Below are 12,459 nucleotides of genomic sequence, written 5' to 3'. Positions count from 1 at the left end.
CGTGGGCCCCCCGTGCACCGTCATGGGTTCGTCGCGCCCACGCCGTGGTGACGTGACGCTGGAGTCCCGCTGTGCCGTTGGTCCTCTACTTGCTCGCCCTCGCCGTGTTCGCTCAGGGCACGTCCGAGTTCATGCTGTCCGGCCTGGTGTCGGACATCGCCGCCGACATGGAGGTGTCGGTCTCCGCCGCAGGCACGCTGACCTCGGCCTTCGCCGTGGGAATGGTCGTCGGGGCGCCACTGATGGCGGTCCTGAGCCTGCGCTGGTCGCGCCGCCGGGCGCTCCTCGCCTTCCTGGTGACCTTCCTGCTCGCGCACGTGGTGGGCGCGCTCACCACGAGCTACGGCGTCCTGCTGGCCACCCGGGTCGTCGGCGCGCTCGCCAACGCCGGGTTCCTCGCGGTGGCGCTCGCGACCGCGACGGGCCTGGTCGCGCCGGACGCCAAGGGCCGGGCGACGTCCGTGCTGCTCGGCGGCACCACGCTCGCGTGCGTCGCGGGCGTGCCGGGCGGCGCACTGCTCGGCCAGCTCTGGGGGTGGCGCGCCGCGTTCTGGGCGGTGGCCCTGGTGTCGCTGCCCGCCGTCGTCGCGGTGGCGCGGTCCGTGCCGTCGGACTCCCCCGGCGCCGCACCGGCGAGCGCACGCTCGGAGCTGGCCGCCCTGCGCGCCCCGCGCCTGCTGGTGACGCTGCTGCTCGGCGCGCTCGTGAACGGCGCCACGTTCTGCGCCTTCACCTATCTCGAACCGCTCGCCACGCACGTCGCCGGGGTCGGGGACGCCTGGATGCCCGGCCTTCTCGCCCTGTTCGGGCTCGGCTCCTTCGTCGGGGTCACGCTCGGCGGGCGCGTGGCCGACAGCCGTCCGCTGCCGCTGCTCGTAGCCGGTTCGCTCGCGCTGCTCGCGGGGTGGGCGGCCTTCGCCCTGACCGCCCAGCACACCGCGGCGACCGTGGCGTTCGCCTTCGTCCAGGGCACGCTGTCGTTCGCGGTGGGCTCCACGCTGATCGCCCGCGCGCTGTACGCGGCGACGGCGGCACCCACCCTGGGCGGGGCCTTCGCCACGGCGGCGCTCAACATCGGCGCGGCGGTGGGCCCCTGGGCCGGGGGCCGGGCGATCGACGCCGGGCTCGGCTACCGCTCGCCGCTGTGGGTCAGCGCCGCGCTGATGGCGCTCGCGCTCGCGACGGGGGGCGGCGCGGCCCTCCTGGCCCGCCGCTCGGCGCGGGTCCGCCCCGCGGACCTCACACCGGGACGAGGACGCACGTCCGTGCCACCTCGTCCATAGACAGTTCGAGGGTCACCGCGAGCGCCGCGACCGTGAAGAACGCGGGCGTCGGCGCCCGGCCCGTCTCGATCTTGCGGAGCGTCTCCGCGGAGATGCCGGCGCTCGCGGCGACCTCCACCATGCTCCGCGCGCCACGCGCCTCCCGCAGCAGTCGGCCGAGCCGCTCACCGCGCTCGCGCTCTTCGGGGGTCAGAGGAGTGCGCACCATGGCGCCAGTCTACGCGCACCCCATTCAAATACCGGTATAGTAATTGGCATGGTGGAACTCAAGACAGACACATCGATCGACGCGATGCGGGAAGCGGGGCGCGTGGTCGCACGGGCCCTGGCCGCGGTGCGGGCCGCGGCGACCGTCGGCGTCAGCCTGCGCGACCTGGACGACGTGGCGCACCAGGTGCTCAAGGACGCGGGCGCGACCTCCCCCTTCCTGCACTACCACCCGGAGTTCGCCCCGGTCCCCTTCCCGGCCACGCTCTGCGCCTCGGTGAACGACGCGATCGTGCACGGCATCCCGGACGACTACCGCCTGCGCGACGGCGACCTGCTCTCCGCCGACTTCGGCGCGCACCTCGGCGGCTGGGCGGGCGACTCCGCGATCAGCTTCGTCGTGGGCACGCCCCGCCCCGAGGACGTCCGCCTGATCGAGACCGCCGAGCGCGCCCTCCAGGCAGGCATCGACGCGGCGGTGGTGGGCAACAGGATCGGGGACATCGCCCACGCCATCGGCACCGTCTGCCGCGCCGCGGGGTACGGCATCCCGGACGGCTTCGGCGGCCACGGCATCGGCCGCCAGATGCACGAGGACCCCTCCGTGCCGAACGAGGGGCGGCCGGGCCGCGGCATGCCCCTGCGCCACGGCATGGTGCTCGCCATCGAGCCGATGGTGATCGGCGGCGGCGAGGACGGCTTCCACGCCGCCCCGGACGGCTGGACGCTGCGCACGGACGACGGCAGCCGCGCCGCCCACGCGGAGCACACGGTGGCCATCACGGCCGCGGGACCGCGCATCCTGACCGCCCTCTGACCGACGCGCGTACGGGAACCCCGTACGACCCGCCCGTACGAGCCCTTGAGGCCCGCCCGAGGGGCTCGTACGGGCCCATGACGGGGCGAGACGGGCTCCCGTACGGGTACGAGGCGGTCCTGCGGGCGCCCGCGCCCCCGGGCACACGCGGCCGCACGACAGCGGCGCGCACGCGCACGGGGCCCGCACCGCCCCAAGGAGCGGTACGGGCCCCGGTGCACACGGTGGCCGAGCGGCTCGTGGCCGAGCGGCTCTCGGCCGAGCGGCTCTAGGAGCTCGGGCGCACCACCATCGCCGATCCGCCGCCCCGGCGCTCCGGCTCCGCCGCCGCGAGCCACTTGCCGCCGGGCAGCCGCTGGACGCCGGTCGCCGCCCCGATCTCCGGGTTCTGCTTGAAGGAGTGGCCGAGCGCCTCCAGGTCGCGCCGCAGCGGGCTGTCCCACAGGCCGGGCTCCAGCTCCGTCTGCGCGGCGTTGCGCTGGCTGGCGCGCGGCGCCGCGATCGCGTCGACCAGTTCCAGATCCCGGTCCAGGAAGCCGGTCAGGGTCTGCAGGACCGTCGTCACGATGGTCGCGCCGCCGGGCGAGCCCAGTGCGACGACCGGCTCGCGGTCCTCGTCGAGCACGATGGTCGGCGCGATCGACGAGCGCGGCCGCTTGCCGGGCCCCGGCAGGTTCGGGTCGTACACGCCGGGCCGGGCGGGCGCGAAGGAGAAGTCGGTCAGCTCGTTGTTCAGCAGGAAGCCGCGCCCGGGCACGGTGATGCCGCTGCCGCCGGTGGACTCGATGGTGAGGGTGTAGGCGACGACGTTGCCCCACTTGTCGGCCGCCGTCAGATGCGTGGTGTTCTCGCCCTCGTACGTCGTCGGGGCCGCCTTGCCGCCGGTGGCGCAGGGCCGCGGGTCGCGCGGGTCACCGGGCGCCACGGGGCTCTTGAGCACCGCGTCGTCCTTGATGAGGCAGGCGCGCGAGTCCGCGAACCGCTGCGAGAGCAGCTGCTTGGTGGGGACGTCCTCGAAGTCGGGGTCGCCCACCCAGCGCCCCCGGTCGGCGAACGCCACCCGGCTCGCCTCGATGAAGCGGTGCAGATAGCGCGCCTTGCTCACGCGCGAGAGGTCGCCGCGCTCCAGGATGTTCAGGGCCTCGCCGACCGTCGTGCCGCCGGACGTCGACGGGGCCATCGAGTAGACCCCGAGCCCGCGGTACGTGGTCTTCGAGGGGGCCTGCTCCTTGACCTCGTAGCCGCGCAGGTCCTTCATCGACAGGTCACCGGCGCGCGCGTCGCGCCCCGAGGCCGGGTCCACCGGCGGCTTGTTGACCGTCCGTACGAAGTCCTTGCCGATGTCGCCCCGGTACAGCGCGCCGATGCCCTCGCGCCGCAGCTCGGCGTAGGTGCGCGCGAGGTCCGGGTTCTTGAACGTGGAGCCGACGACCGGCAGCTTCCCGCCCGGCAGGAACAGCTCCGCCGTGTCCGGGAAGTCCTTGAAGCGCGCCTGGTTGGCCTCGGTCTGCGCGCGGAACGTCCGGTCCACCGTGAAGCCGTCGCGGGCGAGGCGCTCGGCGGGCCGCAGGAGCGTGCCGAGCCGTTCGCTGCCCCAGTTGTCGAGCGCCGCCCGCCAGGTGGCCGGGGTCCCGGGCGTGCCCACGCCGAGGCCGCTGGTCTGGGCGTCCGCGAACGGCAGGGGCTTGCCGTCCTCCAGGAAGAGGTCCGCGTCCGCGGTGCGCGGGGCCGTCTCGCGGCCGTCGAGCGTGTGCACCTTCCGCGTCTTCGCGTCGTAGTACACGAAGTACCCGCCGCCGCCGACGCCCGCCGAGTACGGCTCGGTGACGCCGAGCGCGGCGGCCGTGGCGACGGCCGCGTCCACGGCATTGCCGCCCTTCTTCAGGACCTCGATGCCGACGGCGGACGCGTCCGCGTCGACGCTCGCGACGGCCCCGCCGTAGCCGACGGCCTCGGGCACCTTCTGCGGAGTCCGGGACGCACCGGCCGTAAGGGCCGAATCCGGTCTTGTGTCCGCTTGGGCATGTGTGGCCGCTTCGGCCGCAGTGCCCGGTTCCGCTGTGCGCGAAGGCGAAGGGGGCGCGGCCGCACCGACCGTCACCAATACCCCGCCCACCGCCAATAGCGTCAGATTCCGTACCACGTCATGCCGCATGAACACCTCCGGTCAACAACCCTCCGCGCAGCGTAACTTCGCGCCCGGTCCCCGGCCACGGCGCCTCCCCAGGTGGCCAGGGACGGCCGCTAGCATGCGCGCCCATGACTGAAGACGTACGCCTTCTCGTCCTCGGCCCCGGTGCGGCCGTCGTGAGCGCCGCCCTGGCCCTGTACGCCCGCGCGTACCTGGCTCGGCGCAGGCTGCGGCGCAAGCGGGCGTTCTTCGGGCTGCCCGAGCACTCCGAGTCGCTGTTCGTCGTGAATCGCGAGGCGGGCGGCCCGGAGCTGACCGTGACCCGGCACGACGTGCTCTCGCTGCTCGAACTGTCCGCCGTGGTGAAGGACTGCGGCGCGCACACCCAGGTCGTCGCCCACGACGCCGCCCAGCAGGGCTTCGGCGAGCGCACCGAGTTCTGCCTCGGCAATCCCGCGATCCACCGCCGGATGGCCGCGCACATGCACTCGCTGCTGCCCGGCGTGCGCGTGAACGCCGACCCGGAGCCGGGCCCGGACCGCGGCGCCTTCCAGATCGGCGCGGAGCGCTACCGCATGGAGGCGGGCATCGCGGAGTACGTGCTGCTCGCACGGCTCACCGCCGGGCAGGACGCGCGGCCCGTGTTCCTCTTCTGCGGCCAGCGCGCGATCACCAACCAGGCGGCCACCCGCTATCTCGCCCGCCACCACGAGCGCCTGGCACGCAAGCACGGCGGCTCCTTCGTGCTCCTCCTGAAGGTCGTGAACTCCCAGGCGTACGGCCCGGACGTGGTCGAGCTGATCGGGGAGGTGACCCAGGCCGCCCGGGAACCGATACCGGCACAGTCCGCGCGCAGCTCGCACCGCGCCAAATGAGCACCACCCAAGCACCGAGCAAGCGCCGCACAAGCACCGCACGAGCACCGAGCAAGCGCCGCGCGAGCTCGCGCCAAGTGAGCAAACGTTCACAGAACGCAAGACCCTCATAACGCTTCCATGACGCAGTCCGGATTTTCCGGACAACAGGCAACCGCGGGGAACCCTCCGCCCTCTCACTCCGGGCAGGCATGAACATCCGCACGGAGGTACGTTTCCTTGAGGTCCCGCAGGTCCCTGAGCTCCAGCCGCCGCTCCATACGCCCCCGGTACGCGGCCGTGGCGGGCACCGCGGCCCTGGCCGCCGCCCTGACCGCCTGCTCCGGCGGCGGCTCCGGTGACGGCGCCGAGGCCGAGAAGCCGAAGCTCTCGGTGAACCTCACCGGCAAGCAGGCCAAGGCGGGCGTCCCGGTCACCGTGAAGCTGGCCTCGGGCGACGCCAAGCTGAAGGACGTGAAGGTCGCCGACGCCGAGGGCGGCGAGCTGCCCGGCAAGGTCTCCGCCGACGGCCGCGGCTGGACCTCGGCGCGCGTGGCCGCGCCCGGCACCAGCTACACCGTGCGCGCCACCACTCAGGAGGGCGGCAAGGCCGGCAAGGCGTTCACCACGGCCGCGCCCGAGAAGGTCAACAAGGTCACCATCACGCCGGGCCGGAACATCAAGACCGTCGGCGTGGCCCAGCCCCTGTCGATCGTCTTCGACCACCCCGTCAAGAACAAGGCGGAGGTCGAAAAGCACCTCAAGGTGAAGACGTCCGACGACACCGTCGGCTCCTGGGGCTGGATCAAGAACTACGACGGCAAGGACCGCGTCGACTGGCGGCCCAAGGACTACTGGAAGTCCGGCACCGAGGTCGCCCTCGACGCCCAGCTCAACGGGGTCGACTCCGGCGCCGACGGCGGCTGGTTCGTGCGCGACTACGACACCGCGATGACCGTGGGCAAGAACCAGGTCGTCAAGGTCAATCTTGACAACAAGACCGCTACGTTGACGCGCGACGGCAAGACCGTCAAGACCGTACCGATGTCCGCGGGCACGCCCGGCGGCGAGAAGGCCTCCTGGGGCGGCACGTCGGTCCTGATGGCCAAGGAGGGCACGATCAACATGCGCTCCGAGACCGTCGGCCTGGGCAACGCCTACGACAAGATGGTCGACTACTCGATGCGCCTGACCTGGTCGGGCATGTACGCCCACGCGGCCCCCTGGAACGCGGCGTACTTCGGCAACACCAACCACAGCTCCGGCTGCGTCGGCATGAGCACGGGCAACGCCGCGTGGCTGTACGGCCAGGTCCAGATCGGCGACCCGTTCGAGGTCTCGGGCAACGGCTCCAAGGGCACGCCGGATCCGGGCAACGGCTTCGGCGAGTGGAACCTGTCGTGGGCGGACTGGCAGGCCAAGAGCGCGCTGCGCTGAGGCCGCACGGCGAGCAGCGGAGAAGCCCTGCCCCGCACGAGCTCCACGGCGGATGAACTCCACCGCTCAACTATCGTTACCCGTACGTAACTTACCGACGGGTTACCCGAGGTAATCCCGCGCGGTTACCGTCGGGTCACTTTGCACCGGCATGTGTGAGGAGTGACCCGTGGGAAAAACACGCAGAGCTGTGCGGACCGCCGTTCTGGGTGCGGTATCGGTGGCGCTCGTCGCCGGTGCCGCCCCCGCCGCGCAGGCGGCACCCCCGTCCCGGGCCGCCGCGCCCGGCGTCCGTTTCGTCGACATCCCCGGTGACGGCGGCACTGTCCTCAAGGCCAACGTCGTCACGCCCGAGGGCGCCGCGGCGGACCGCTCGTACCCCGTCGTCGTGCTGCCCACGAGCTGGGCCATGCCGCAGATCGAGTACATCGCGCAGGCCAAGAAGCTCGCCGACGCCGGCTACGTGGTGGTGAGCTACAACTCGCGCGGCTTCTGGCAGTCCGGCGGCGAGATCGAGGTCGGCGGCCCCGAGGACGTCGCGGACGCCTCCCGGGTCATCGACTGGACGCTGCGGAACACCCCCGCCGACCCGGACAAGGTCGGCATGGCGGGCGTCAGCTACGGGGCGGGCATCAGTCTGCTGGCCGCCGGGCACGACAAGCGGGTCAAGGCGGTCGCGGCCCTCAGCGGCTGGAGCGACCTCGTCGAGTCCATCTACAGCGGCCGCACCCAGCACGTCCAGGCGAGTGCCCTGCTCGGCGGCGCGGGCTATCTCACCGGCCGCCCGAGCGCCGAGCTCCAGCGGATCCTGAAGCACTTCCTGGCCTCCGACCTCGACCAGGAGGACGAGATGATCGCGTGGGGCGCCAAGCGCTCCCCCGCGACGCATCTGGACCGGATCAACAGCAACGGCGCCGCCGTCATGCTCGGCAACGCCTGGGGAGACACCATCTTCCCGCCCAACGCGTACGCCGCGTTCTACGAGAAGCTCAAGGGCCCCAAGCGCCTGGAGTTCCGCCCCGGCGACCACGCGACGGCCGAGGCGACCGGCCTGTTCGGCCTGCCCAACGACACCTGGACGAACACCCGGCGCTGGTTCGACCGCTATCTGAAGGGCGAGCGCAACGGCATCGACCAGGAGCAGCCCGTCCAGCTGAAGTCCCGCTCCACCGGCGGCTACGAGGGCTACCCCGACTGGAAGTCGGTCGGCGCCACCCGGCACGAGCTGGACCTCGCGGGCACCACCACGATCCGCGCGAACGTCGACTCCGGCGCCAACGGCGGCATCGTGATGCTCTCCAACGCCCTCGACCAGTTCCTGAAGCTGCCGCCGATGGCGTCGATGCCGCTGCTGCCGCGCCGGTACGCGGCCGTCTGGCAGGGGCAGCGGGCCGAGCGGCCCCAGCGCGTGCGCGGCACGGCGAAGCTGCACACCACGCTCACCAGCACCAAGGAGAGCGGAACCCTCATCGCGTACCTCTACGACGTGGGCCCGCTCGGCCTCGGCAAGCTGGTCAGCAACGCGCCGTACACCTTCCACGGCAAGACCCCCGGCAAGCCGTTCGGCGTCGACCTGGAGCTGTTCTCCACGGCCTACGACGTCCCGGCAGGACACAGGCTCGCCCTGGTGGTCGACACGGTCGACCCGCTCTATATCGAGCACAACCCGTCCGGCGCGCAGCTGACCTTCTCCTCGCCCGGGACCGACCCGTCGTACGTGTCGATCCCCCTGCGCGAGCAGTGATCACCGGCTGCTGCCGGGCGGGCCTGGCCCTCCAGCTACTGCTCCCCCCTAGGGGGCGGGGGCCCTGGGGGGACCCCCTCCCGGCAGCAGCGTCCCTGGTTCAGCCGGGGCGACGTCCACGGCCTCTGTCTTGGGACTGCGCCGCTGGCGCTTGGACACCCAGTAGGCGAACCACGACAGCAGCATGCACATCCCGATGTAGATCGGTGAGATCACCATGACCACGGGGATGAAAGGCAAATCGTAGTCGAGGTTCGACGCGATCAGTTTCCCGGCGTGCAGGAACTCCTCATAGGTGATCAGATAACCGAGCGAGGTGTCCTTCAGGGCCACGACCAACTGGCTGATGATGGCGGGCAGCATGGCCCGCACGGCCTGTGGCACCAGGACGTACGACATGACCTGAGTCTTTCTCATCCCCAGCGCGTAGGCGGCCTCCCTCTGTCCGCGCTCGACGGAGTTGACGCCGGAGCGGAACACCTCGGCGAGCACGGAGCCGTTGTAGAGCGTCAGCCCGGCGACGAGCGCCGGAAGCGGCTGGACCTTCAGCGCCACGAAGACGAAGAAGATCATCACGAGTACGGGCATGGCCCGGAAGAACTCCACGACCAGCGTGGCCAGCCAGCGCACCACGCGGTGCTCGGAGAGGCGCCCGGTGGCCAGCAGCGCGCCGAGTGCAAGGGAGAGCACGGCGGCGATGGCGAAGGCCTTGAGCGTGTTGCCGAGCCCGCGCAGGAGCAGCTCCTGGATGCCCTTGTACTCGAACGGCGTCCACTTGGTGCGCGTGAACTGGTCGGTGTCGAACAGCAGGTACAGGACCCAGGCGACGAGCCCGACGATGACGGCGGTCGAAAGGACGCCGTACAGCAGGTGTCTCCTGCGGGTCCTGGGGCCCGGGATGTCGTAGAGGGCGGTGGCTTCGGCGGTGGTGGTCATCGGGCGACTCCCCAGCGCTTCTCGAGGATGTGGAAGACGGCGCTGATGGCGAGGGTGATGATCAGATAGCCAAGGGCGATCCAGAGGAAGGTCCAGACGATGTTGTAGCCGAGCTCGCTGAGCGTCTTGTAGGTGCCGAGCAGTTCGGTGACGCTGAAGGCGCCGGCGATCGCCGAGTTCTTGGCGAGCGCGATGAGCGTGGAGCCCACGGGCGGGATCACCGAGCGGAAGGCCTGCGGGAGCACCACCACGGACAGGGTCTGACCGAACGTCATGCCGAGGCTGCGGGCCGCCTCGCCCTGCCCCCGGGGCACGGTGTTGATGCCGGAGCGCAGCGCCTCGCAGATGAAGGCGGAGGTGTAGCAGCCGAGCGCGAGGACGGCGAACACCTTGAAGGGCAGCACCAGTCCGAAGCGCGGCAGGCCGAGCAGGACGGCGAAGAAGAGCAGCGTCAGCGGGGTGTTGCGCAGGACGGCCACCCACACCGCGCCGAACACCCGGAAGGAGCCGACGGGCGCCACCCGGAAGGAGGCCATGACGAAGCCGAGCACGAGCGCGAGGACGGAGGCGTACACGGTGAGTTCGACCGTGCCGAGGAAGCCCTCGCCGTAGGTGGAGAAGTTGTCCGTCAGTACGTCCACGACGCCTCCTCAGCTCGCCGGGTAGCGGTCGATGGCGGGCGGCTCCGGCGCGGGGACCCCGGACAGGCCGAGGGTCGCGTCGTACGCCTTCTTCCAGTCGCCGTCGCGTTCGCGGGCGGCGAGGGCGTCGTCGATGGCGAACCGCAGCGTGTTGTCGCCCCGGGGGACGCCGATGCCGTAGGGCTCCTCGGAGAAGGGCTTGCCGACCACCTTCAGCTCGTCGGGGACCTTCGCCGCGTAGCCGATCAGGATCGCGTCGTCGGTGGTGACCGCGTCGACCTGGTACGTCAGCAGGTTGTCGACGCACACCGAGTACGTGTCGTACGCGACGAGCGTGGCCTTCGGGTAGTCCTTCTGGATGCGCTGGTACGGGGTGGAGCCCGCGGCCGAGCACACGCGCTTGCCGTCGAGGTCCTTCGGGCCCTTGATGTCCTCCTCGTCGTGGCGCACGAGCAGCCCCTGGCCCGCCATGTAGTAGGGGCCTCCGAAGCCGACGAGCTTCTTGCGGTTGTCGTTGATGGTGTAGGTGCCGACGTAGTAGTCGATCTGCCCGTTCTGCAGGGCGGTCTCGCGGTTCGCGGAGGCGATCGTCTTGAAGGAGATGCGCTTGGGGTCCAGGCCGAGCGAGGCCGAGACCATCTTGGCGATCTCGATGTCGAAGCCCGAGTAGCGCCCGGTCGCGGGGTCCTTCTCGCCGAGGTAGGGCTGGTCCTCCTTGGCTCCGACGACGAAGCGGCCGCGGTTCTTGGCCTTGCGCCAGGTGCCGGAACCGGGCAGCTCGAAGCCCTCGGCGACCCGGTAGACGGGCAGCTTCCCGGCGGCGGGGCCCTTGGTCGGCGGGCTCCCCTCCTTGCCGCAGGCGGCGGTGGCGAGCGCGGTGAGCGACAGGGCCGTGAGCAGCCCGAGCAGACGTGTCGTACGCATGGGACTCGTCCCCCCGTCAGTGCTTGAGGATCTTGGAGAGGAAGTCCTTCGCGCGGTCGCTCTCCGGGTGGGTGAAGAAGTCCTCGGGCGCCCGGTCCTCGACGATCCGGCCGTCGGCCATGAAGACCACGCGGTTGGCGGCCGAGCGGGCGAAGCCCATCTCGTGGGTGACGACGACCATCGTCATGCCCTCGCGTGCGAGCGACTGCATGACTTCGAGGACCTCGTTGATCATCTCGGGGTCGAGGGCCGACGTCGGCTCGTCGAAGAGCATGACCTTGGGGTCCATGGCGAGCGCGCGGGCGATGGCCACGCGCTGCTGCTGGCCGCCGGAGAGCTGCGCGGGGTACTTCTGCGCGTGCGCGGCGAGCCCGACCCTCTCCAGGAGCTCGCCGGAGCGCCGGTCCGCCTCGTCCTTCTTGCGGCCCCTGACCTTGACCTGGGCCAGGGAGACGTTCTGCTGCACGGTCTTGTGCGCGAAGAGGTTGAACGACTGGAAGACCATGCCGACTTCGGCGCGGAGTCGGGCCAGGGCCTTGCCCTCCTCGGGCAGCGGCTGTCCGTCGAGGCGGATGGTGCCCGACTGGATGGTCTCGAGACGGTTGATCGTCCGGCAGAGCGTCGACTTGCCCGACCCTGACGGGCCGATGACCACGACCACCTCCCCCTTGCCGACGGTGAGGTCGATGTCCTGCAGGACATGCAACTCGCCGTAGTACTTGTTCACATCACGCAGCTCGATCAACGGATCGACGGCCATGCCCGGACCTGCTCACTCTCAGCTGTGTCGGTCCGCGCAAACTATCCACGGCAAAACTGGACTTATGGGACGACACGCACTTACGGGCATTAACCGTATTTGAGACCGGGGGTTCGCCGTCCGGCCACGGACCGGCCGCGTTCCAGCCATGCGCCGGTCATGAGCCGGTCACGCCGCGGCTACGTCTCGGAGGTCTCGGCGTACATCTGGGACAGCTCGGGGGTGCCCTGGACGGCCCAGTCGAGGCCCGCGTCGACCACCTGGAGCTCCCGGCCCGAGACGAGCCGGACGACGGGGGTACCGCCGGGCAGGACGTGCCACACGGCGCCGGGGACGGTGCGGACGATGACCGTGCCGAGGTAGAGGCCCGCGTCGTTGCCGAACCAGGGCAGGGTCTCCGGGTCCTCCCGCCAGCGCGGTGTGAGCTGGTCCAGCGCCGCCAACGACGCGGGTGTGTCGTCCAGTTCGAGCCCGGCGCGCGCCGCCTGGGAGCGCAGCAGCTCGCACTCCGAGAGCAGCTCGGCCACTCCGTCCGGGTCGGCCTCGAAGGCGGCGGCGAGCTTCAGACCGGGGTCGCCCGCGTGCCGCTTGCGCCACTTGTCCAGGAACGGAATGTTCATGACCGGCCTCTCCGTGGGGCGCCCGAGCGTTCGGACGGCGGCTCCGCATTCCAAGGAATGTATCTTGCGGCAGTTGATCACGGAATCAGGCGAATCACTCCCCTT

At 71.2% G+C, this 12,459-nt stretch carries 13 protein-coding genes; 6 read left to right on the top strand and 7 right to left on the bottom strand.

From position 1 onward, the window contains the following. The first annotated feature begins 71 nt into the window (after positions 1–71). Complete coding sequence (locus tag MQV74_RS32105; RefSeq protein ID WP_242725873.1) at positions 72–1,283, top strand: Cmx/CmrA family chloramphenicol efflux MFS transporter; 1,212 nt, start codon at positions 72–74, stop codon at positions 1,281–1,283. Here MQV74_RS32105 and MQV74_RS32100 read toward each other — a convergent pair. Then, positions 1,240–1,491 (bottom strand): helix-turn-helix domain-containing protein, encoded by a 252-nt coding sequence (locus MQV74_RS32100; RefSeq protein ID WP_138962549.1) that lies wholly within the window; start codon positions 1,489–1,491, stop codon positions 1,240–1,242. The two genes, MQV74_RS32105 and MQV74_RS32100, sit on opposite strands and share 44 nt — an antisense overlap. A 48-nt stretch (positions 1,492–1,539) precedes the next feature. Between MQV74_RS32100 and map the strand changes: the two genes are divergently transcribed. Together map and MQV74_RS32090 are read left to right on the top strand one after the other, a co-directional pair. After that, the gene (map, locus tag MQV74_RS32095; RefSeq protein WP_242725870.1) at positions 1,540–2,307 is read left to right on the top strand and encodes a type I methionyl aminopeptidase; all 768 of its coding nucleotides are present in this window, start codon (positions 1,540–1,542) and stop codon (positions 2,305–2,307) included. Positions 2,308–2,384: 77 nt separating this feature from the next. Next, positions 2,385–2,579, top strand: coding sequence for a hypothetical protein (locus tag MQV74_RS32090; protein ID WP_242725867.1), 195 nt, complete (start codon positions 2,385–2,387; stop codon positions 2,577–2,579). Here the strand turns inward: MQV74_RS32090 and ggt are convergent. After that, positions 2,576–4,462 (bottom strand): gamma-glutamyltransferase, encoded by a 1,887-nt coding sequence (ggt, locus tag MQV74_RS32085; RefSeq protein ID WP_242725864.1) that lies wholly within the window; start codon positions 4,460–4,462, stop codon positions 2,576–2,578. The genes MQV74_RS32090 and ggt overlap by 4 nt on opposite strands. A gap of 104 nt (positions 4,463–4,566) precedes the next feature. On the opposite strand from ggt, the gene MQV74_RS32080 reads away from it, so the two are divergent. The 3 genes from MQV74_RS32080 (at position 4,567) to MQV74_RS32070 (ending at position 8,473) form a co-directional block, all read left to right on the top strand. Then, positions 4,567–5,313: a hypothetical protein gene (locus tag MQV74_RS32080; RefSeq protein ID WP_242725861.1), complete on the top strand. Its 747-nt coding sequence runs from the start codon at positions 4,567–4,569 to the stop codon at positions 5,311–5,313. A 219-nt stretch (positions 5,314–5,532) separates the two neighbouring features. Beyond that, entirely contained in the window at positions 5,533–6,729 is a 1,197-nt protein-coding gene (locus MQV74_RS32075) for a L,D-transpeptidase (RefSeq protein ID WP_374120725.1), read from the top strand. 190 nt (positions 6,730–6,919) lie between these two features. Beyond that, on the top strand, positions 6,920–8,473 hold the full coding sequence (locus MQV74_RS32070; RefSeq protein WP_374120805.1) for an alpha/beta fold hydrolase: 1,554 nt from the start codon (positions 6,920–6,922) through the stop codon (positions 8,471–8,473). Positions 8,474–8,521: 48 nt separating this feature from the next. Here MQV74_RS32070 and MQV74_RS32065 read toward each other — a convergent pair whose 3' ends face one another. The 5 genes from MQV74_RS32065 to MQV74_RS32045 form a co-directional block, all read right to left on the bottom strand. After that, a complete protein-coding gene (locus tag MQV74_RS32065; RefSeq protein WP_242725855.1) occupies positions 8,522–9,409 on the bottom strand; it encodes an amino acid ABC transporter permease in 888 nt (295 codons plus the stop codon). Further along, entirely contained in the window at positions 9,406–10,050 is a 645-nt protein-coding gene (locus tag MQV74_RS32060) for an amino acid ABC transporter permease (RefSeq protein ID WP_138962542.1), read from the bottom strand. The genes MQV74_RS32065 and MQV74_RS32060 overlap by 4 nt, the downstream gene beginning before the upstream one ends. 9 nt (positions 10,051–10,059) lie before the next feature. Then, complete coding sequence (locus MQV74_RS32055) at positions 10,060–10,974, bottom strand: glutamate ABC transporter substrate-binding protein (protein ID WP_242725852.1); 915 nt, start codon at positions 10,972–10,974, stop codon at positions 10,060–10,062. 16 nt (positions 10,975–10,990) lie between these two features. Further along, complete coding sequence (locus MQV74_RS32050) at positions 10,991–11,734, bottom strand: amino acid ABC transporter ATP-binding protein (protein ID WP_242725849.1); 744 nt, start codon at positions 11,732–11,734, stop codon at positions 10,991–10,993. A 179-nt stretch (positions 11,735–11,913) separates the two neighbouring features. Continuing rightward, positions 11,914–12,354, bottom strand: a complete 441-nt coding sequence (locus tag MQV74_RS32045; RefSeq protein ID WP_242725846.1) for a DUF6278 family protein — start codon at positions 12,352–12,354, stop codon at positions 11,914–11,916. Positions 12,355–12,459: the final 105 nt, after the last annotated feature.

The organism is Streptomyces sp. AN091965 (assembly GCF_022698285.1).
In the GTDB taxonomy this organism is placed as follows: domain Bacteria; phylum Actinomycetota; class Actinomycetes; order Streptomycetales; family Streptomycetaceae; genus Streptomyces.
The sequence above is the reverse complement of the archived record's forward strand: the minus strand, read 5'-3'. Positions and strand labels throughout refer to the sequence as shown.